19 protein-coding genes are annotated in these 20,664 nt (G+C 40.9%); 5 read left to right on the plus strand and 14 right to left on the minus strand.

Translation table 11 applies throughout. The features are described from left to right. The 6 genes from ACLFKQ_RS17715 to ACLFKQ_RS17740 all read right to left on the minus strand — a co-directional run. Positions 1-406: DUF6444 domain-containing protein (locus ACLFKQ_RS17715; RefSeq protein WP_448998436.1), on the minus strand; the 406-nt coding region annotated here is incomplete at its 3' end. Positions 407-554: 148 nt separating this feature from the next. Further along, the gene (queC, locus tag ACLFKQ_RS17720; protein WP_449001102.1) at positions 555-1,226 is read right to left on the minus strand and encodes a 7-cyano-7-deazaguanine synthase QueC; all 672 of its coding nucleotides are present in this window, start codon (positions 1,224-1,226) and stop codon (positions 555-557) included. Between the two features lie 3 nt (positions 1,227-1,229). Beyond that, positions 1,230-1,871 carry a hypothetical protein gene (locus tag ACLFKQ_RS17725; protein WP_449001103.1) on the minus strand — a complete coding sequence of 214 codons (642 nt, stop codon included), beginning with the start codon at positions 1,869-1,871 and terminating at the stop codon, positions 1,230-1,232. A 259-nt stretch (positions 1,872-2,130) separates the two neighbouring features. Beyond that, on the minus strand, positions 2,131-2,736 hold the full coding sequence (locus ACLFKQ_RS17730; protein WP_449001104.1) for a 7-carboxy-7-deazaguanine synthase QueE: 606 nt from the start codon (positions 2,734-2,736) through the stop codon (positions 2,131-2,133). 1 nt (position 2,737) lies between these two features. Beyond that, entirely contained in the window at positions 2,738-4,060 is a 1,323-nt protein-coding gene (locus ACLFKQ_RS17735; protein WP_449001105.1) for an aminopeptidase P N-terminal domain-containing protein, read from the minus strand. Positions 4,061-4,215: 155 nt separating this feature from the next. Continuing rightward, positions 4,216-5,490, minus strand: coding sequence for a DUF389 domain-containing protein (locus ACLFKQ_RS17740; RefSeq protein ID WP_449001106.1), 1,275 nt, complete (start codon positions 5,488-5,490; stop codon positions 4,216-4,218). A gap of 200 nt (positions 5,491-5,690) precedes the next feature. Between ACLFKQ_RS17740 and ACLFKQ_RS17745 the strand changes: the two genes are divergently transcribed. Next, positions 5,691-6,164 carry a DM13 domain-containing protein gene (locus ACLFKQ_RS17745; RefSeq protein ID WP_449001107.1) on the plus strand — a complete coding sequence of 158 codons (474 nt, stop codon included), beginning with the start codon at positions 5,691-5,693 and terminating at the stop codon, positions 6,162-6,164. A gap of 277 nt (positions 6,165-6,441) precedes the next feature. Next, positions 6,442-8,667 (plus strand): glycosyltransferase, encoded by a 2,226-nt coding sequence (locus ACLFKQ_RS17750; RefSeq protein ID WP_449001108.1) that lies wholly within the window; start codon positions 6,442-6,444, stop codon positions 8,665-8,667. Positions 8,668-8,705: 38 nt separating this feature from the next. Here the strand turns inward: ACLFKQ_RS17750 and ACLFKQ_RS17755 are convergent, their stop codons facing one another. After that, entirely contained in the window at positions 8,706-8,927 is a 222-nt protein-coding gene (locus tag ACLFKQ_RS17755) for a hypothetical protein (RefSeq protein WP_449001109.1), read from the minus strand. A gap of 874 nt (positions 8,928-9,801) precedes the next feature. Continuing rightward, positions 9,802-10,674, minus strand: a complete 873-nt coding sequence (locus ACLFKQ_RS17760; RefSeq protein WP_449001110.1) for a sigma-70 family RNA polymerase sigma factor — start codon at positions 10,672-10,674, stop codon at positions 9,802-9,804. A gap of 873 nt (positions 10,675-11,547) precedes the next feature. On the opposite strand from ACLFKQ_RS17760, the gene ACLFKQ_RS17765 reads away from it, so the two are divergent. Further along, on the plus strand, positions 11,548-12,333 hold the full coding sequence (locus ACLFKQ_RS17765) for a DUF1206 domain-containing protein (RefSeq protein ID WP_449001111.1): 786 nt from the start codon (positions 11,548-11,550) through the stop codon (positions 12,331-12,333). Between the two features lie 37 nt (positions 12,334-12,370). Here the strand turns inward: ACLFKQ_RS17765 and ACLFKQ_RS17770 are convergent, their stop codons facing one another. Genes ACLFKQ_RS17770 through ACLFKQ_RS17780 form a run of 3 tightly spaced genes read right to left on the minus strand, consistent with a single transcriptional unit; the run spans position 12,371 to position 14,759 of the window. Next, positions 12,371-13,327, minus strand: a complete 957-nt coding sequence (locus ACLFKQ_RS17770; RefSeq protein ID WP_449001112.1) for a succinylglutamate desuccinylase/aspartoacylase family protein — start codon at positions 13,325-13,327, stop codon at positions 12,371-12,373. A 20-nt stretch (positions 13,328-13,347) separates the two neighbouring features. Beyond that, complete coding sequence (gene rimK / locus ACLFKQ_RS17775; protein WP_449001113.1) at positions 13,348-14,253, minus strand: 30S ribosomal protein S6--L-glutamate ligase; 906 nt, start codon at positions 14,251-14,253, stop codon at positions 13,348-13,350. Between the two features lie 29 nt (positions 14,254-14,282). Then, positions 14,283-14,759 (minus strand): ATP-dependent zinc protease family protein, encoded by a 477-nt coding sequence (locus ACLFKQ_RS17780; RefSeq protein ID WP_449001114.1) that lies wholly within the window; start codon positions 14,757-14,759, stop codon positions 14,283-14,285. 282 nt (positions 14,760-15,041) lie between these two features. Here ACLFKQ_RS17780 and ACLFKQ_RS17785 point away from each other — a divergent pair, with 282 nt between their 5' ends. After that, positions 15,042-16,439 (plus strand): cytochrome P450, encoded by a 1,398-nt coding sequence (locus ACLFKQ_RS17785; RefSeq protein ID WP_449001115.1) that lies wholly within the window; start codon positions 15,042-15,044, stop codon positions 16,437-16,439. On the opposite strand, the gene ACLFKQ_RS17790 is transcribed toward ACLFKQ_RS17785, so the two are convergent. From ACLFKQ_RS17790 to ACLFKQ_RS17800, 3 genes are all read right to left on the minus strand, one after another. Beyond that, positions 16,432-17,319, minus strand: coding sequence for a phosphatidate cytidylyltransferase (locus tag ACLFKQ_RS17790; protein ID WP_449001116.1), 888 nt, complete (start codon positions 17,317-17,319; stop codon positions 16,432-16,434). The two genes, ACLFKQ_RS17785 and ACLFKQ_RS17790, sit on opposite strands and share 8 nt — an antisense overlap. 156 nt (positions 17,320-17,475) lie before the next feature. After that, positions 17,476-18,066, minus strand: a complete 591-nt coding sequence (gene cbiT / locus ACLFKQ_RS17795; protein ID WP_449001117.1) for a precorrin-6Y C5,15-methyltransferase subunit CbiT — start codon at positions 18,064-18,066, stop codon at positions 17,476-17,478. Between the two features lie 65 nt (positions 18,067-18,131). Then, on the minus strand, positions 18,132-19,550 hold the full coding sequence (locus tag ACLFKQ_RS17800) for an aminotransferase class I/II-fold pyridoxal phosphate-dependent enzyme (protein ID WP_449001118.1): 1,419 nt from the start codon (positions 19,548-19,550) through the stop codon (positions 18,132-18,134). A 344-nt stretch (positions 19,551-19,894) separates the two neighbouring features. Between ACLFKQ_RS17800 and ACLFKQ_RS17805 the strand changes: the two genes are divergently transcribed. After that, the gene (locus ACLFKQ_RS17805; protein WP_449001119.1) at positions 19,895-20,632 is read left to right on the plus strand and encodes a response regulator transcription factor; all 738 of its coding nucleotides are present in this window, start codon (positions 19,895-19,897) and stop codon (positions 20,630-20,632) included. Positions 20,633-20,664 lie beyond the last annotated feature (32 nt).

The raw sequence follows: 20,664 nt of genomic DNA on the forward strand, positions 1-20,664 counted from the left end.
CCAACTGGGCTACCTGTTGAGTATCTACTCGTACCCCCTTAGTCTTCCATTGTTGATTTCCACAGTTGGAGCAGATGGTCGGTTTCAATACTTCGTAGCGGTCTACACGCCCAAATCCTTTTCTCGTCTTCCCTTGATGTCCTGGTTGTCCTCCTGGTTTTCTTTTTGTCTCTTTTTTGGCTTCTTCCAACCCTACTTCTGGTTTTCTCTCGCTTTTTTTCAGCAAGTCAGTTGAAGGGGGTTTCGATGAGGTTTGGCTGTCGAGGTTGAGGCTCTGTTCCAGTTGTTCTATTCTTTTTTCTAGCTTCTCAATCAGCTTTTGTTGGGTAGTCACGATTTCTGCCAGTTTCTCATTGGACAACTGGCGCAGTTCTTCGGCTTTGAAGGGGTGATTAGCTTCGCTCATTATTGGCTACTTTAATCTCTTTTTCCTTTTTGTCAACCCTGATACCTGAATCCTTACTTTTTTATTTATAAGTTTTTGTATAATTTACTTTTTTTATCCCCAGAAGGAGTCAAGTTATGACTAGGGAAAATTACCCAGAATAATTAAATTAGGCAAGGTGACTAGCTAAATCTGGTCGCCCGGCTTCAACTAATGCGCGATCGCGTATGCGACAAGAATCGCACGAACCACAGGGAGTTTCTCCTCCCTGATAACAAGACCAAGTGTCAGCAATCGGTACATTTAGTTCCAGTGCTAGGCGTACTATATCCACTTTGGAATCTTTTACTAAAGGGGCAATTAATTGGGGTGCATGACCTTCAATTCCAGCTTTTGTAGCGAGATTGGCTAGGTGTTGGTATGCCTGCAAATATTCAGGGCGACAGTCGGGATAACCTGAATAGTCGACGGCATTGATCCCAAGATAGATTGCTGCTGCACCTTTGGCTTCTGCTAGGGAAAGTGCGATCGCGATAAATATCGTGTTACGTCCCGGAACATAGGTAGAAGGAATAATATCTGGTTTTACCCCATCTTGAGGGAGAGTTTGGGATGTATCGGTTAGGGAAGATCCCCCCCACTGGGCTAAATTGATATCGACAATGTAGTGTTCTTGGATATTTAACGCTTTGGCAATTTTAGTGGCTGCCTGTAACTCTTTTTGATGGCGTTGTCCGTAGCGAAATGATAGAGCGATCGCTTCGTAATTGTCGGCAATAGCAATGGCAGCTGTAGTCGCCGAATCTAAACCTCCAGATAATAGAACAACTGCTTTATTCATGATTTAACTAATGCTTTTAACGCTTTCGAATTTATGTCTTCTATCGTAGTAAAAAACTGGGTCGATAGTATTTTTGAGAATTTGAAAGCAAAGTCTGACAAAATAACTAAACCAGCTAGCAATAGCCAATAGTTTCAATCCATCTTCAAAGAAAAATTTATCAAAGAAAATAATTTTACCCGACATTACCAAAATATCGATGATTATTGAAGCTGCGAAACACAATAATCCTAGGCATAGAACAATCCATTCAGTTTTTAAAATCGTTTTTCTAAATTTTAGAAGATACAAGCAAATCATTATCATGTAGCTTAAAAAAACTGCTTTTTCAGAAATGTTTAAACTGGGTAAAATTTCTTCATGCAACAGAAACAAATCGTCAAACATTATAATCAACCCGATCGAACCAGATACTAGGAGAAAAAATCGAAATTTTTTCTGGATAGAAGCATGATTAGTTTTTAAGTTTTGTAGTACTGCAAAACTGAATAGACAGATGGATGCAGCAGCACACCATAACAAAATACCCAGATTAGAAATGACACCATTAAAAGGGTTAACGTCTGCGATTGAGGCAATATCTTTGGTAAATGAACTTACAGGGAGATTTGTCTTCCAGCTAGCAAATATGACAATTAATAGCAAAACTAAAACTAGGGCGTAAATTACAGTAGCCTACTTTGTATTTATTAGGAGAGAAACCGACGTTTTTAAGTTGTTTCAATTTAAATTTATTCTAATTTTTACTTAACTTTTGATTAATCTAAATTTAACTTTAAAACAATGTGTTTTGTAAGTCAATTAGTTCAAAATGTACTAAAATTGAGGCAAAAACGAGTATTTGCTGGTAGAGAAGCCCATCTTTGCGTCATAATAAAAAGATTAAATACAGACCGACAAATATTTATCTTACTCTGAGGAATTTGTGGGTCTGTAAACTCATGCGCCATTGTGGATGTTGGAGTACGTAGTTAAAAACGAGATCTTTACTCTGCGGCGTATTCCATTCTGGCTGTAAGTACTTTACTGTTTGTGGAGAGACTAATCGAGCTTGTTCTTCTGCCCAATCTAAGTCTTGCTGGTTAGCTACCACTACTTTTAGTTCGCTAGCGCGATCGTAGATAGTAGGATGGGGTGGCTTGAACTGTTTGGGCGAAAACGTCACCCAGTCAAAATTACCGCTATAAGGATGGGCACCAGAAGTTTCTAGATGAACCTGCATTCCCAATTGTTTAATCGCTGTGGTAAGAGGAATGAGGTCGTGCATTAGGGGTTCCCCACCCGTAATAATTACAATTGCGGGATTAACTGCTTTAGTCGCTTCAGCTATCTCTTCAGTAGTTTTTAGAGGATGTTTCTTGGCACTCCAAGAATGTTTGGTATCGCACCAGGGACAATGAACGTCACAACCTCCCAAGCGAATAAAAAAGGCATTTACACCAGTCCAAGCACCTTCTCCCTGTACCGAATGAAAAGTTTCTACGATGGGATAGGTCGTAGTTTGGTTCATTTTACTTAGTTTCCATATCTGCAACCGATTTAGAAACATCTGCAGTTAAAATTTCGTGTCCCGTGGCGGTAACCAGAAGATCGTCTTCGATACGTACCCCAATTCCCTTCCAGCGATCGCCGATTTCTGGCTGTCCTTCGGCTGGTGTGATGTGAGGGGAAATATAAATTCCTGGTTCTACAGTCAAGATATGTCCTGGCTGCAAACTCTGCCAAGTCACTTCACTGTGCTTATAAGTTCCCACATCGTGAACGTCTAGACCCAGCCAGTGTCCTGTACGGTGCATATAAAATGGCTTATATTTTTCTTCTTTAATAATCTCTTCTAAATCACCTTTGAGTAACCCCAAATCTAATAATCCCTGTACGATAACGCAGACAGCCATATCGTGAAACTCATTGTAAGGTTTACCTGGCTGAACTTCGGCGATCGCTTTTAACTGTGCTTCCAAGACAATTTCATAAATTGCCTTTTGTTCGGGGGTAAACTTACCGCTAACGGGAAAAGTACGGGTAATATCGCCATTGTAATAACCATAGGAACAACCAGCATCGATCAATACTAAGTCATTCTCTTCAACACGGCGGTCATTCTCAATATAGTGGAGAATGCAGGCATTGGCACCAGAGGCGACGATTGAGGGATAAGCAATGCCAATTCCGCCTTCTTTACGAAAAATATGCTCAATTTCTGCCTGTATTTGATATTCATAAACTCCAGGTCGAGCAAATTCTCTAGCATGGTTGTGCGCCATTGCTGAGATTCTGGTAGCTTCACGCATCATGGCTATTTCCGTCGGACTTTTAACCAGGCGCATCGGAAAAATTAGCTGTCTGCTATCTTCTAAAGCCAGTGGTGCTTTGCCGTATTTCTGATATCTGATTAAGGTTCTTTGCCAATGAGAGAGAACTACATCGTTAAAGGCGCGATCGCTGCCGAGATGATAGTAAATGCGATCGGCATTAATTAAATATTGAGGTAACTTTTCATTTAATTCGTTAATCGGGTAAGCTTCATCTGCGCCATAGATCTCTTTAGCGGCTTCTACTCCGCAGCGATACCCCGTCCAGGTTTCCTTTTCGGGATCTTTAGGTTGTACGAACAAAATATACTGATGTTCTTGATGGTGGGGTGCGAATACTGCGACAGCTTCAGGTTCGTTAAATCCAGTCAAGTAATAAAAGCTACTATCCTGACGATAGGTATATTCAACATCATTGTGCATGACTGCCCTTGGCGCACTACGGAAAATCGCCGTACCGCTACCAATTTTCTCCATAATTCGTTCCCGTCTTTGACGGTATTCGCTATGTTCGATCCCCATTTATCGTCTGCTTCTCTAAATTTTTCTTATTTATCTATTATGCAAGAGAATTAAAATTGAGTGAATTGCCAACCCAAAAATCAGCGATCGAGCTAATTATTAGATCGCTTTAGACCATTGGTTGTTTGGGTTGCGAAATTTTGTCGGATATTAGATTAGGGAGCTTGCAGCACAGTAACATCAACTAAAGGAGTAGCTGAAAAATTTTGTTGGTTTAGCTGATTTTGGATCGCCTCAGTCAAGCGATTTTTAATTTCAGTATCCGAAATAGTCACATTATCGGCGCGCTGAACGTAGATCGAAGAAAGCAAAGTATTTTGGTCTTCAATATCGGCTCTAGTGAAACTGACGCTAGATTGTACTAATTTAGCCAAATCACTATTGCGAACTACTTTTTGAACTTCAGCATTGGCTCGCTGTTCTAAACTAGAGCGTCGGAGATTGGGAGAGAAAGAAAACTGCAGAATTAATAAAGCAATTAATATAGCAGAAATAATACTCAAAGTTACCGGAAATACCCATTTGCTGCCCCGTTTATAACGCGCTCCCCTTACCGACAGACCATAAAGGCGAAAGACAATCGCTGCAGCTAGATTAATACCTACTAATTGCAACACCAGTAAAAATAGACTATTAACTGCCATTTCCCATCTACCGAGTGCGACTGCCATGCCTAGAGTACCTGCAGGAGGTGCCAAAGCAGCCGCCACCAGCATTCCAACCGCAGCTCCCGAAACCAAGCTACTGCGATCTGCCTGTACGAGATTCAAAGCACCAGCAGCACCCCCCGCTAAAGGCAGCAAGACTGCTACGGTAGAGACTTTGCTGCTTTCTACCATCGAATTAGTAGCTAGTTCTTGACCGAGCACTAAACTCAACACCGTCGTAACGACAACGGTTACGGAAATCGCCGCCACATAACGCACCAGGCTTTGTCTCAGTAGCATACCATCTCCTCTGGCTGTAGCGATCGCTGTATTCATTGCCGGTCCCGCAAAAGGTGCAATCAACATTGCTGCGACCAAAAGGAAACTACTGTTAGTAAACAAACCGATCCAGACGACAACGCCTCCAACCACGGCATATGCTAAAAAACCCTTCCAAGAGCCAACGCTCTGCAAACCTGCCAAAAAGACTTCTAGCGGACTTTTGGATTGAACGTCGATGACTTGTTGGGGCACTTGAGCAACCGGGGGTTGTAAAGGCATTACGCCTCTGGGAATTAGAGTAACGTGTAACTCGGGAAAATCTTCTAATTCTCCTAAAAATTCCTCAATTCGGGAGTTGGGAAGATAAGCAATTATCAAATCGATCGTGCCGCGATCGCTAATTGCCGCTAATTGACTTAAATTTGCTCCCTGATATCGCTTGGCTAAATCGAGAACTGCCTGTCCCTGTCCCGACTTTACTTCAATTAAAAGTTGGCGCATTTGTTGTTGGTTTCAATTTTCATTTACCAGTGCTAATCCAATTTCTTTTGCTTATATCATTATCTTTTCAGGAAATATTCAGTGTTTCAATGCAGACTCAATAATAGGTTGCCAAACAAAATTATCGAGCTCGGACGGGCAAATAGTCTATCTCAAAGCGGCAATCTATTATATCTATCATTTAATTAGGAGTTGAATCAATGCCACGTTTATCTTTAGGAATCATTTTAGCTTTGGCAGTTAGCACGACTGCTACTGGAGCGATCGCTTCTACCCAATACCAATCTTCTACTACTAATGTCAGCTCGGATATTTTAATCTCCGAAAAACAATCTGCCCCTAGCGGTCAATTTGTAGCAGTAGAACATCCCACCCAGGGACAGGTGAGTATTATCGAAGAGGATGGCAACCGCTATTTAGAATTAAGTTCCGATTTCCAAACCGATGAAGGACCCGATCTCAAAGTCATTTTACACGATGCCGATACGGTCGATCTTAAAGTAGAGGAAGGAAGTTATGTCAGTTTGGGTGCTTTATCTAGTTTTTCTGGTGCTCAACGTTATCTAATTCCCGAAGATGTCGATCTCAACCAGTATCAATCCGTAGCTATCTGGTGCGAACAGTTTAATGCTACCTTTGGATATGCACCTTTGGCAGTGTCCACCGAAAATTAGTCGGCAACTAAGAATTCAAGCATTTATGGGGCAGAGTAGACCAGTCGAGCTCTAGCCCCCTATTTTTACTTTGTGTCGACCATAATCTACTAAGCTGAAAGAGTGTCTTGAGGTTTTTTACCAGAGCTACAGTTTCATATATCCCACAACTATTAATTAAGTTGTAACAAAACTGTTTTTGTTACGATTGCATTTAACAGACAACTAAATTAAATAGATTTAAATAAATCGCGATCGCTAAAAACTCATGACTGCAAATAAAACTAAATCTAGAACAATGCAGCCAAAAATAGCTACTGTTCTCTCGATCGGAATTATTTTCCTTGCAGCAGCGGTAGTTGTGCTGTGGGCGGCTGGATTGGGTTTGGTTGACGAGCTTTTTACTTATTTAAATTTGCTCCAAGAACAGCCGCCTATGTGGGTGGAAGCTCCGATGGTGATGGGTGAATTCTTGCTCGCTCCGGCAGTTATTTTGTTAATAGTCGTTCTAGCGATCGTCAAAATTTCCAGAGAACCTCGTGATTGGTCGAGAGTTTTATTAGTCTCGATTTTATTATGTTTGACTTTACGTTATTTACTGTGGCGCTCGCTGTCTACTCTCAATCTCAGTAACCCTTTAGATGGCGTTTTTAGCATTACCTTATTCGCTTTAGAAATGCTGACGTTGTTTAGTAGTAGCCTACAGCTATTTCTGATGCTGAGATTTCGCAACCGTCAGCCCGAAGCAGATCGTCTCTCACTTCAGGTTAAAAATGGTACGTTTAATCCTACCGTCGATATTTTAATTCCTACCTATGACGAGCCGGAATTTATCTTGCGACGTACTGTTATTGGCTGTCAAGCTATAGACTATCTGCGCAAAACGATTTACTTATTAGACGACACTAAAAGACCTCAAATTGCTCAGCTAGCCAAAGAACTGGGCTGCAAATATCTGACTCGTCCGAATAACGATCATGCTAAAGCAGGAAATCTCAATCACGCAATTTCTCGAACTAAAGGGGAGTTTATCGTGGTTTTTGATGCAGATTTCGTCCCGACTCGCAATTTTTTACAGCGTACTTTGGGCTTTTTTCAAGACGAAAATTTAGCTCTAGTGCAAACTCCTCAAAGTTTTTACAACACCGATCCCATAGCTCGAAATTTGGGTTTGGAGGAGGTATTAACTCCAGAAGAAGAAGTATTCTATCGCCAACTACAGCCAATAAAAGATGGTGCGGGTAGTGTAGTGTGTTCGGGAACTTCTTTTGTGGTACGGCGTAAGGCTTTAGAGTCTATCGGTGGTTTTGTTACCGACTCACTCAGTGAAGATTACTTTACGGGGATCGGATTATCGGCTAAAGGCTATAGTTTGGCTTATTTGGATGAAAAATTGAGTGCTGGTTTGGCGGCAGAAAATATCGCCGCCCATGCCTTGCAGCGGCTACGTTGGGCGAGAGGAACTCTGCAGGCATTTTTTATTAAGTCTAATCCTCTAACTATACCTGGTTTGAATCCCTTGCAAAGACTAGCTCATTTTGAAGGCTTGCTGCACTGGTTTACCAGTATTGCCACCGTATTTTTTCTGTTAATGCCCTTAGCCTATGCGTTTTTAAATGTAATTCCAATTAGAGCTACAACAGATGAGTTTTTATATTTCTTTTTACCCTATTATTTAACTCAATTAACGGTTTTTTCCTGGTTGAATTATCGCTCGCGCTCGGCAATATTATCAGGAATATATGGTTTGGTGTTGGCTTTTCCCTTAGCTGTAACCGTAATCAAGGTAATGCTCAACCCTTTTTCCAAAGAGTTTAAAGTTACTCCCAAAGGAACGAAAAGCAATCGCTTTTCGTTTAACTGGAATTTGGCTCTTCCGTTATTAGTGCTATTTGTTTTTAATGCTTTAAGCTTTTGGTCGAATTTATCTGCTGCTGCGATCGCGGCATTGCATAATCCTCAAGGATTAGCAGAACATTTGCGCGGTTTAAATCTGGGCTGGATTTGGAGTTTTTATAATCTGATTACTATCGGTGCGGCTTTGTTGATTTTGTTAGACGTGCCCAAACCCGATTTACACGAGTGGTTTAAGCTGAGAAGAACGGTAAAAATAGACGTAGTATCTCCAATGGGGAAACAACAATACTGGGGAGTAACTACCTTGATTTCAGAAGTAGGAGCAGATATTTCCCTAACTCAGTCTGGGCTTCCCCAACTCAATCGAGGAGAAACTTTACTCGCAACTATATCTATCTTAGAAGAGAATATTGTCTTACCAGGAGCAATTACTTCAGTCGATAAAGGTCGAGACTTTTTAAATATTAAGGTCGTCTTCGATCGCTTGACCCTCGAAAACGAAAGAAAACTGATCGCTCTTTTGTTTTGTCGTCCCGGTCAATGGAAGAGACGGAATACACCCGGAGAGTTACAATCTATCTGGTTAGTAATTAGAATTTTGCTGCGTCCTAAAGTTTTATTTAACCGTAACCTAGAAATAAATGGGATTCATGTTTCTCAAACCTAGCTAGACTGAAAACTAATACTGGGGATCGCCGTTAGAGTTTAACTGAGATCTCCTGGCAACCAAAAATTAGCATCACCCAGTATCAAGGGGATTGCTACTATGCCGAGCTTTAAAATCCAAGGGGCACAAAACAGAGTAATTAAGGTGAATGCGAGAGCGGTAACGCGCATCCCTGCCTTAAATACATCATCTTCAATAATCGAACTAATATATATAGCGATCACTGCAACCAATAAACTCACTAAAGAAACTGCAAGCATTGTACTTTCCTCTCAATATTTATTTATTTATAGTTATGTTCTTTTTCCCCCAATTATGCTTACCTTCGGTTCGATCTAACTTGCTTCTGCCCCAAAGTCTTTAAGGGTTGAACGCTAACAATAAGATTAATAATTATTTAGTTTAACATTAAGATATTATAACTTTTTGGGGATTTGTCAACCCCTGTCTTGGGTTCTCAGGTTATAATTTAATGCTATTTTAATCTTAAGTTTAGTCGTCAAGTTAGCTGATTTGAGAGCGACGAAGGATTATTCATTTTCAAAATTGACTGCCAAGTAATGGTTAGGGGTGACAAAACAATCGAAAGTACATAGAAGAACTAAACTAATAAAAGGCGATCGCCGATGAAGCTGGTAACATCTTCTTGTGTGATGAGATTAGTTTGGTTATTTTACCTCATTACTCAAGCAAATTTTCATCTTGCATTCAATTATTGACTTGCATTCAATTATTGAAATGGGCGAGCAGTACGAGCAGTAAATTTTTGGAGAATGAGAATTAGATTCTAGTAAGTTTGCGATTATTGCAGCACCATACCATATCGTCATAGTTACAATCAGATGATTGTCTAGCAAAAAAGATTATGGTATGGATTATTTGTTGGAGCTAATCGAAAAAGATGGAGACCTATTAAATATTTAAATATTGTAGTGTAGTAGGTAGGACTCGGTAGGCGACGAAAGCCAGATCGATCTCTCTTGACCTTTAATGTCATCGCAATTTAGCAATTTATTTGATTGATTGACAAGACACTGATTACTCCGTCCTAAAATGGTGGAGTAATCTCTGAGAGTTGGTTGATTTTGGATCTACAGCTATTAATAGCCAGTTCGGCATAATTGTAATTGGTTGTCATACTGCTTCTCTCAAGTCAATTGCTTTTTTTCTGAGCAGCTTTAATGCCTTGTTTTTAATCTGCCGTACTCTTTCTCTACTGATACCGCACTGATTGCCAATCTGCTCGTAGGTCATGGGTTTTCCATCGCTAAGTCCAAAGCGTAAAGCAATTACATCTCTTTGTTTGGGAGACAAGCTGTCTAATAGGTTTTCAACTCTATCTCTTAATTCACTCTCTGCAAGTATATCGGTTGGTAAAGGTGAATCAGAAGATAATAGCTGTTCTAACTCGGTTTTTTGATCGTCAATGACAATATTAAGACTTCTAGATTTGGTTCTCTTAGCTGCTTGATGAATACTTCTTAACTTTTTGATGTCTAATTCGAGACGGTCGGCTAGTTCTCGTTCTGTAGGCTGTCTACCTAGCTCTTGGGATAGTTGACGAGTAGCTTTTTTGATCTTGTTTAAATCTTGCGTAATATGTATCGGCAACCTTATAGTACGAGCCTGATTGGCGATCGCTCTAGTCATTGCCTGGCGCACCCACCAGTAAGCATAGGTTGAGAATTTATATCCTTTGGTGGGATCGAATTTCTCAATAGCTCTAATCAGACCAAAACTTCCTTCTTGAATCAAATCTAGAAAAGATAAACCACGATTTTGGTACTTTTTAGCAATAGAAACTACCAGGCGCAAATTTGCCTTAGCCATCTTTTGCTTTGCTCTTTGTCCCCGTCTGACTATTTTTTGTTCTTCAGGGGTCAGTTCTTCTTTTTCGAGTAGGGGCAACATTGCCTGTACTTGATTGGCAAGTTTGACTTCTTGAGCTCCATCCAATAGGGGAGTTCTACCTATTTCTTTTAAGTATGCTTCTATGTTACTTTTCATTAATAATCCGTCTAACTTTGTACCGTTGTTGCTAACTGAATTTTTACTGACCTAATTACTTAAATTAGATACGAGCGATCGTTCTTCTAACTAGGTTTGAGTGATTGTCTGATTTTTAGTTAAGCTATTTTCGACCGAGGTTTTGACTAGAAAAACCTCATGAGGTAAGTTTACTTTTACGTAGTTACTACTGAGTGTATTGCTAATTTTGGCGAAATAATAAAGTTAAAATTTTTGTTTTGATTAATACAACAATATAAATATAGTCATTGGTTATAAAGTTAGTTTTTCTTAGACTAATATTTGAGTTATTTATAGCTTAATTGCATGATTTTTTAATACGATTATTTCCAGAGGTAAATAGTAATAAATAAACTTTTAGTAACTCAAGAAAACTAGATAGTGTCTAGACCAAAAATTATAGCGATTGCGCCTTGAATATCGAGCATAAATTGCCTGACTCAAACATCCGTGAACAATGTTTTGTAGTTATTTGCTAGTTACTATATTAGTTTTTTGTGGATACATAATTCATCGCTCTATAGATAGAAGATAGTTGTTCGATCGCAAAATCAACTATTTAAGAGCGACGAATCCTTTAGTAATCTAAAAATTTCTCTGCTTGCACTCAGAGTTACTATGACACTATCCGAACTCACTATCGGCAAGACATTTAGTTTTTTGTGATTTATGTATAAGTTTTTAAGTTACATCGTCAAGCAGCTAAAGTCTGAGTGCGATAAATAAGCTTCAAGATAGATGTAGTCGCCCCTATCGACTGAAGTAATCTACTAGAGAAGGGGAAAAATTCTTATAGAGCAATATTTGTTGCACTACCAAAGTTCAGTTCAAAAATCTCAATTACATTATATTATGGAAAAATTAGCTAGATTTGGTTACGTTGCCAAAGGTGTAGTTTATCTGTTGATTGGTATTTTGGCAGTTTTAGCTGCATTTAGTGTTGGTGGCGGCAAGACAACAGGAACTTCGGGAGCTTTGCGCACCGTTGCAGCTCAGCCTTTCGGTACGGTTTTATTATTACTAATTGGAATTGGGCTATTCGGTTATGTAATTTGGCGTTTGATTCAGGCAATTAAAGATCCCGAACACAAAGGAAATGATGCCCAAGGTATTGCACGTCGTTTGGGTTTTGCAGTTAGCGGACTGGCATATGCCGGTTTGGCTGTAAACGCAATTTTACTTGCCGTAGGCACTGGAGGAGGAGGCGGCGGTAATTCTAAGCAAGATTGGACGGCAAGACTATTACAGCAGCCTTTAGGACAATGGTTGGTTGGAGTGGTAGGTGCTCTTTTTATCGGTATGGGAATTTACCGAATTTACCAAGCTTACAAAACTAAGTTTCGCAAAAAGCTGAATTTAGCCGAATTAGATGCTCAAAAACAAGATTTGCTGGTGCAAGTCAGTCGTTTCGGTGTTGCTGCGAGGGGCGTAATTTTTATTATCTTAGGCTTTTTCTTTATTCAAGCGGCTCGGCAATCAGATGCTAGCGAAGTCAAAGGGTTGGACGGAGTATTATTAACTGTTGCCCAACAGCCTTTTGGTAAAATTCTCTTAGTTATTGTTGCTTTAGGATTAGTCGCTTACGGAATTTATCTATTCGTTCAGGCAAAATATCGTCGGATTAATATTAATAATTAGTTCGTAAAGAGTTTTCTCCGAATCGAAACGGGGGATTTTACTCAGAGATTACTGCTAAATGGATAATCGCATCACCTTGATTGACTAAAGGATTTTGAGTGTAGCCAATGACGATACCATTGACGCTAGCGCGAACTATAACTTTTTCTTCGCCAAAAGCATTGGTAATAAATCCCAATTTTTGTTTTTTCCGTACTTTTTCTCCCAATTCTACTTCTAAATAAAAAATGCCCGCTCGTGATGCCCTTACCCATTTACTCTGACGAGTTTCAATCGAGGCAGACACTGGCAGAATAGTGTCGAACTGATACATCGACAAACAATCCATGACGCGCATGATTCCGGCTACGCCAACTTCTATTGCTTGGCGGTCAAAACGTAAAGCTTCTCCTGCTTCGTAGAGTAAAACGGGAATTCCCTGCTTGGTAGCTGCTTGACGCAGGGAACCGTCTCGGGTCGTGGCATGCATAATTATTGGTGCGCCAAAAGCTTTAGCACAGCGATAAGTAGCCTCATCTTCTAGGTTGGCGCGAATTTGGGGTAAATTAATTCGATGTACTGCCGCCGTATGGAGATCGATACCGTGAGTACTACGGTTAACTACTTCTCGCATAAACAAATTTGCCAACCGAGAAGCCAAAGAACCAGTTTCCGAACCGGGAAAAGAGCGGTTTAAATCTCTTCTATCGGGAAGATAGCGCGATTGTTCGATGAAACCAAAGACATTGACGATAGAAACAGCAATAATCGTACCCCGTAATTTAGCAGGTTCTATCCTTGCCAATACCTCACTAATGATTCTCACGCCATTGAGTTCATCGCCATGAATTGCCGCGCTCAACCAAAGTTTAGGTCCTGGCTCGCTGCCATTGATGACCGTTACTGGAAGAGACAATAGAGTCTGAGTAGATAAACGACTTACAGGGATATCTAAGCGTCGTAACTCTCCTGGAGGAATAATTTCTTTGGCTATTTCAATATTGTTGGCTTCCAAACCTCAATCCCTGACTCAGACTAATATTTAATGCGATCGCGTGTTTTATTAGGTGCGGCATTAATGGCGACATATTCAATGATTTTGCCTGCTACGTCTACTTCAGTTGCTTTTTCAATTCCTTCCAGCCCGGGAGAAGAATTAACTTCCATAATCACGGGACCGTGATTGGAACGAAGTAAATCTACTCCTGCAACTCTCAATCCCATTGCCTTAGCCGCTCGAACCGCCGTACTTCTTTCTTCTGGAGTTAGCTTAACTCTTTCAGCCAAACCACCACGATGGAGATTGGAGCGAAATTCCCCTTCTGCTCCCTGACGCTTCATTGCCGCTACTACTTTACCGCCAATAACAAAACAGCGGATGTCGGCTCCTTTGGCTTCTTTGATAAATTCTTGTACGAGGATATTGGCATCCAAACCGCGAAAGGCTTCAATTACGGATTTAGCTGCTTGTTGGGTTTCTGCCAATACCACTCCAATTCCCTGAGTTCCTTCTAATAGTTTGATTACTAAAGGCGCACCCCCCACAGTTTCGATCAAGCCATCAATATCTTGGGTGGCATGGGCAAAACCCGTAACGGGAAGTCCCAATCCCTCTCGTGCCAAAATCTGCAGACAGCGTAACTTATCGCGAGAACGAGAAATTGCCTGAGATTCATTAGTAGTAAATACTCCCATAACCTCAAACTGTCGGACTACTGCCGTACCATAGAAGGTTTTAGAAGCACCAATGCGCGGAATAATCGCATCAAAATTTTCTAAAGGTTTGCCGCTATACACTACCGTCGGTCGCTGGGAAGTAATGTTCATATAGCAACGTAGGTAATCTATTACTCTCATTTGGTGTCCCTGTTTCTCACCTGCTTCTTTCAAACGTTTAGTGGAATAGAGAGAGGAGTTTTGGGACAAGATAGCTATTTTCATTATTTAGTTTCCGATTGCTCTGATAACTATTATCGTTCTTTAAGTCGTCGGCTTTGAATAAATGACTTGCCTGGGTCTACCAAAAAATGATGGCGCAATGCCTGTCTTCCTAGCAACATCCTAAACCCCATAACGTCGCGATTAGTCAGAGTAAGCTCGATTTGCCAAGTTTGTCGTCCCAGCTCGATCGTCGTCAGAATTACGGGTCTGAGTTGAGCTACACCGCCGGAATTACGAACTTCTCTGTATTCTAGTAGTTCGGCTTCTGTAGTTATAGTCGTTTTACTGTTGCGTTGGAGGGGATGGACTTGAAACCGGATTATCTTTTTGTCGTCGCGCTGCAGCTTTTCAATATGAAAGGCATGTAAAGCTGACGATCGCGCTCCCGTATCAATTTTGGCTTTAATTTTATCGATTCCCAATTCTGGCAAAGCAATGATTTCTCGCCAGCCTATCACCGCTGGTTGCTCGATGTTTTTAAAACTTTGTTGGCGATCTAGATTCACGAAAATTTTAAACTATCGCTCGATATGAAATACCTTAAGTATTATGGCTTACTTGTTTGAGTTGAGCCACATTATTTATTTTTGTCTTAGCGATCGTTCTCAGTGAAATGAGTTTCAATTGAGCGAGGATGTAGTAAATACCAACTGAAAATTTTTTTGGGTTTTCAAAATTCTGGTTGCTCGATTGCTGTCGATTTCCGTCGCGAGGAATAAGTTTTAATTTTGTCTAGGATGAAGATAGCCTATATTTTAACTTTTACTTCAATTGCCGAGCTATTTAAAATGAAATTACCTCCAAAACTCAATAAATCTCCTCTTTGGCAAAAACTTACCTGGGTAATCGATCCCGTCAAATACTTAGAAACCGCTGCCGGTCAATACCCAGATCTGTATATGGCTGACGCGATCGGTTTTGGTGGCAAATTCTTACTTGTCAACCATCCCCAAGCAATTCAAGAGATCCTAGCGAGCAATCGTCAAACGCTATTTGCTTCTTCTCGGGATAATAATTTATTAAGACCACTCTTAGGCGATAATTCGGTAATCTTACTCGAAGGGGATCCCCATCGGAAACGACGTAAGTTGCTATTACCTCCCTTTCATGGTGAAAGGATGGAAACCTATGGTCGCTCTATTAGGGAATTGACCGTTAGAGTTTTTGGCAGTTTGACTTCTGGTGAAATCTTTACTGCCAGAAATTTAACTCAAGCTATTTCTCTGCAAACTATTTTACAGATCGTCTACGGTATGTCCGGCAGCGATCGCGCTAGAAAGTTAAGCCGCTTAATTTCAGAAATGGCAGATGTTTTTCGTTCTCCTCTGACTTCGGGATTACTTTTCTTACCCTGGTTGCAACGAGACTGGGGACCTTGGAGTCCTTGGGGCTATTTCGTACGCTTGCAGGCGGCAGTAGACGAAGTTATTTATGCTGAAATTGCTCATAGAAGAGAGCAAAATCACTTTCAAGGCGAAGATATTCTCTCGATGTTAATGTCGGCTCGCGATGAAGCAGGAGAACCGATGAGCGATGGTGAACTAAGGGATGAATTAATGAGTTTGATGTTTGCCGGACATGAAACTACAGCTACGGCGATTGCCTGGGCACTGTACTGGGTTCACCATTTACCAGAAGTTAAAGCCAAGTTGCTCGAAGAGATCGACAGTTTGGGAGATTCTCCCGAGCCAATAGCGATCGCCAAACTACCCTATCTGGATGCAGTGTGTAAAGAAACCCTGCGAATTTATCCGGTGGCAATGCTAACTTTCCCCAGGGTAGTACAACAACCGATGCAGTTACTAGACTACGATCTAGAACCGGGAACGGTAATAATGGGCAATATTTTCTCCGTACATCAACGGGAAGATATTTACCCCCAAGCTAAGCAATTTAGACCAGAACGCTTTTTAGAACGACAATTTGCTCCTGGTGAATTCGTTCCTTTTGGTGGTGGAGCGCGTCGCTGTATCGGTGAAGCCCTGGCTCAATTCGAACTAAAATTAGTCTTGGCTACCGTAGTCTCTCAGTATCAGCTAGCTTTAGCGAGCAACCGTCCAGAAAAACCCCAGCGTCGTGGCGTGACTCTCGCTCCTGCTGGTGGCGTAAAAATGCAGTTTCAGGGAGTGAGGACTTCTCAGCGCACTGACAAATCGATTGAGAGAGCTAAAACGCCGCTCAATTGAGGTTTTGGTTTGCCAACAGGGGTAAGAGTAAAGTGACAAAATAATAAACCAAAGGGGCAGTAAAAACGTAGCTATCGGTACGATCTAGGATGCCCCCATGTCCTGGGATTAACTGTCCCGAATCTTTAACCCCTGCATCTCGTTTCATCATTGACTCGGTTAAATCTCCTAAGAGACTGGTAACCCCAATTAGAGTTCCTAACAGCAAGCCACTAAACTGCCAGGCAGGTAGACAGAAATACCACGAGCCTAACTCGGCGACTAGTAAACTACCTATCACGCCAAACAGTGCGCCTTCTACGGTTTTCTTCGGGCTAATACTCGATAATTGAGTTCGACCAAAGGCTTTTCCCATGGTGTAGGCACCGATGTCTGCCGCCCAAATGCATGCCATAACCAAAAAAGTTATCGTTAAAGCTACGGGAAACTGACTGGGATTTGCCCAAGAATCCGGCCAGTAACCTTTTAGAGGCAAGTTACTCAAGCTGGCACTGTCGGGCAAGCTGACTCGCAAACGTACCCAGTAAGTGGGCAGATAGCCGCCGTAAAATAAACCCAAAATCGAGCTGGCAATATCGGCAATAGTTGCCATTTTTGGCTGAAATAACAGATAAAAACAGATTACAGTTCCCCCCAAACAAAAGGCTGCATCGGTAATGCCTGGGGTAATAGTTGCACTGACGAGTAAAATCTGAGAGACGACCAAAGTTGTTTTGGCTGCGGGTTCGATTCCTTTGGCACGAACTAGCCGAAAATACTCTAGCTGTCCCAGAAAGATGACAAGACCAATTCCAATAGTAAAATACCAGCCGCCGAGAATAATCATTCCCGAAGCTAGAGCGATCGCGACTAAGGCACTAACAATACGAGAAAATGACATAAATTGTGACTCATTCCAGATAAAAACAAGAAAATAAGAACTTAGGTTAAAGTAGCTTGAGAACGGGTTAATAAATTAAGTTTATCGAGTAAAGCTACAGTTTTAAGGTCTAACAGGGATTGAACACCATTATTTAAAGTTATTTTGCCCCATTTACTACAATTTTTCACCACTAAGAATAAACATCGGGTTAACGGCGGCAAAAGTCTGATGAATACCTCGTGTTTCTAAACGATTGACGGCTGATTGAACCACCTCAATATTACGTGCCTGCAATTCTGCTAAACCCTCGGAAATAACGTATAAATTTTCTAAATTATGGGCAGTAGCAACGATTCTTCCCTCTGATTTTAGATATTTCCAGACTTGTTTGAGTATATCTTTTATTGGCTTACCTCCTTCTAAACAAACCAAATCTGGTTTGGGCTGCAACTCCTGTAAGCATTCAGGTGCACTGCCTTGGATAACCCGAACGTTCTTGACTCCAAAGCGATCGCAATTACGTTCGATCAAGCCGACAACTTCTTCATCTCGTTCGACGGCAATAATTTTGCCTTGAGGACACAGTAAGCCAATTTCTACGGGAATCGTACCAGTTCCCGCACCAATATCCCATAATACCGAATCGGGCTTCATTCTCAGTGAAGAGATCAGCAAGATACGAACTTCTCTTTTGCTGAGAGGAATACCGGGAAGACGGTCGAATAGTTTATCGGGAATACCAGGAGTTTTATAAGGCCAAAGCATGATTGTCGCTCGATGAACAGTTATTGCTAAGCAGATAGCAACCAAACTAAACTAATTTGGTCGAATTATTTAATTACTCGTATCGTGGTTAAGGTAGGATCGCTCAAACCCGTAACCATGCCTCCTAAGCTCATAACTCGTTGTAAGTAATCTATAATATTAATGGTAATTCTTTCTCCTGGCATCAGTAAGGGAATTCCTGGAGGATAGGGGCAAATCAGTTCGGCACAGAGACGATCGCCTGCTCGTTCTATGGGTATAGTTTCAGTAGGGGCAAAGAAGGCTTGTCTGGGGGAAAGGTCAGGATCGCTAGTGGGTAGTGGATAATCGCTAGTGGGTAGTGGATAATCGCTAGTGGGTAGTGGATAATCGCTAGTGGGTACTGAAGTTTGAGAGAGAGTTTGACAACCAGCAATCAGTTTGTCGATGTCATCTTTGGTATTGCCTGGGGAAATAATAAAGGTAAGATGATGGATTAAAGGTAGTTCGCAGGTGACACCTAGCTGTTGGTGCAGAATTTCGTCAGCAGTAAATCCACTCATACCTAGTTGTGAAACTTTAATTGTCAGTCTAGTGCGATCGCAATCGGTAATACCTGGTTGAATAGTTGGTTGAAATACTGAAATACCTGGAATTTCCTCTAAGTGACTGCGAGCTGTAGCAGCTAATTTTAGAGTCCGACTCATTAACTCTCTTCCTTGAGTCGCCATCTGCTGTCTGGCTGCATCGAGAGAAGCCAGCAAAATATAGTTCGGACTGGTAGATTGTACTAGCTGTAAAGCTTGACTAATTCTTTGTGGCTCGACTCGCTTGCCCCGAATGTGAAGCATCGAAGCCTGAGTCATCGCACTGAGAACTTTGTGAGTAGATTGTACGGTCAAATCTGCACCAACACTTAAGGCAGAAGGGGGGAAGTCTGGATGAAAGGCAAAGTGTGCCCCGTGTGCTTCATCTACTAACAAAGGTATATTATGTCGAGCGGTAATTTTGGCGATCGCTTCGAGATCGCCGCAAACCCCTTGATAGGTTGGATAGAGCATCATTACAGCTTTGCTATCGGGATGCCGCTCTAAGGCTCGCTCCACTGCTTCTGGAGTAATACCATAGGCTAGCCCTTGTTTGGGGTCATATTCGGGATTGATAAAGATGGGTACTGCACCAGAAAGGATCGAACCGGCGATCGCTGAAGTGTGAATGTTCCTGGGCAAAATTATCTTATCATCCACACCACACGTTGCCATAATCGCGGCGATAATGCCACAGGTCGAACCATTGACTAAAAACCAAGTTTTTTCCGCTCCAAAGGTTTCGGCTGCTAATTGCTGTGCTTCTTCGATTACACCCTGGGGTGCAAATAAATTATCTAGCTCTGGTAATTCCGGTAAATCTGCGGCAAAAACAGATTTATCCAATAGCTCGGCAAGTTCTAAACTTATTCCCTTTCCTCTTTTATGTCCGGGTGCATAGAAAGGGGCATGGGACATTTTTGAAATTTGAAATAAAGCATTAATTATTGGAGTTTTTGAGCGAAAATTTGCTGAAAACAAAGACATATTTTTAAAGTAATTATTAACTAATCGGCACGAAGTATAGATTTAGGAATGAAATTTTTTTTGGGGTTTTGTTACTGTTTGACTTCAGCTTTATACAATTGCGGTTTTGATTAAAGATTGAGTGAAAACTGAGTTTTACTCTCGTGGCTTACGTAGTATTTCTGATATCTTCTTATAAGTAGTTTTCCTGAAATTTATTATTTTGTATATAAAGCTCCCGTTTAAATCATTCGCTATCAAGTAAAAAATATATGAACCTAATAAATAAATCTCAAATGTCAACCACAAATCAGAATAAAGATCGAAAAAAAATTTTACTCGTAGATGATGATTTGGCACTTCAGAATTTAATTTATCGTTTTTTAATTTATCATAATTACGTGATAGAAACAGCTTCAAATGCCAAAACTGCGAGACAGCTATTTAGAGAAATGCATCCTAATCTGGTGATTTTAGATATTAATTTACCTGACGATACGGGTTTAAATCTATGCCAAGAAATGCACCAAAACAATACTGCAGTCGTCATGTTAACTTCAATGGAAGATAGTAGCTACATTTTAGAAGCATTTGAAAAAGGAGCAGCTGATTATATTACCAAACCCTTTAACTTAGAAATTCTTAAAGCCAGAATAGAAGCCGTAATGAGAAGAAATCATGTTTCAAACGTTAGTGTGAATAATGAAAATAATATAGTTTACGATCGCTTAAAAATCGATCTCAGTCGGCGACTGGTAATTGTGGGTGACAGAAAGATCTCCCTGACCACCTTAGAATTCGAACTTCTATATTTTTTAGCTCGTCATCCCAATCGAGTTTGGGATCGAGCGGAATTGATCTCTGCTATTTGGAATAAAAATGATTATGACGGAGACGATCGCAAAGTAGATATTCACATCGGTCGCATTCGCAAAAAAATCGACGATCTCGATGCTAAATTGATTAAAACTATTTGGGGTAGGGGCTATATGTTTGAAATTCCGAATTCAGATACACTAGAATTAGCAGATTGAACTAGTTAATTATCTGAACTACTAAACTACTT

This window comes from Myxosarcina sp. GI1(2024), from assembly GCF_053543375.1.

Coding starts and splice junctions, on each gene's coding strand:
- cbiT (WP_449001117.1), bottom strand. CDS start 18,066: ATGCTTTGGCCTTATAAAACTCCTGGTATTCCCGATAAACTATTCGAC.
- ACLFKQ_RS17755 (WP_449001109.1), bottom strand. CDS start 8,927: ATGCTTGCAGTTTCTTTAGTGAGTTTATTGGTTGCAGTGATCGCTATA.
- ACLFKQ_RS17765 (WP_449001111.1), top strand. CDS start 11,548: ATGGAAAAATTAGCTAGATTTGGTTACGTTGCCAAAGGTGTAGTTTAT.
- rimK (WP_449001113.1), bottom strand. CDS start 14,253: ATGAAAATAGCTATCTTGTCCCAAAACTCCTCTCTCTATTCCACTAAA.
- ACLFKQ_RS17800 (WP_449001118.1), bottom strand. CDS start 19,550: ATGTCCCATGCCCCTTTCTATGCACCCGGACATAAAAGAGGAAAGGGA.
- ACLFKQ_RS17785 (WP_449001115.1), top strand. CDS start 15,042: ATGAAATTACCTCCAAAACTCAATAAATCTCCTCTTTGGCAAAAACTT.
- ACLFKQ_RS17805 (WP_449001119.1), top strand. CDS start 19,895: ATGTCAACCACAAATCAGAATAAAGATCGAAAAAAAATTTTACTCGTA.
- ACLFKQ_RS17790 (WP_449001116.1), bottom strand. CDS start 17,319: ATGTCATTTTCTCGTATTGTTAGTGCCTTAGTCGCGATCGCTCTAGCT.
- queC (WP_449001102.1), bottom strand. CDS start 1,226: ATGAATAAAGCAGTTGTTCTATTATCTGGAGGTTTAGATTCGGCGACT.
- ACLFKQ_RS17745 (WP_449001107.1), top strand. CDS start 5,691: ATGCCACGTTTATCTTTAGGAATCATTTTAGCTTTGGCAGTTAGCACG.
- ACLFKQ_RS17750 (WP_449001108.1), top strand. CDS start 6,442: ATGCAGCCAAAAATAGCTACTGTTCTCTCGATCGGAATTATTTTCCTT.
- ACLFKQ_RS17730 (WP_449001104.1), bottom strand. CDS start 2,736: ATGAACCAAACTACGACCTATCCCATCGTAGAAACTTTTCATTCGGTA.
- ACLFKQ_RS17735 (WP_449001105.1), bottom strand. CDS start 4,060: ATGGGGATCGAACATAGCGAATACCGTCAAAGACGGGAACGAATTATG.
- ACLFKQ_RS17760 (WP_449001110.1), bottom strand. CDS start 10,674: ATGAAAAGTAACATAGAAGCATACTTAAAAGAAATAGGTAGAACTCCC.
- ACLFKQ_RS17740 (WP_449001106.1), bottom strand. CDS start 5,490: ATGCGCCAACTTTTAATTGAAGTAAAGTCGGGACAGGGACAGGCAGTT.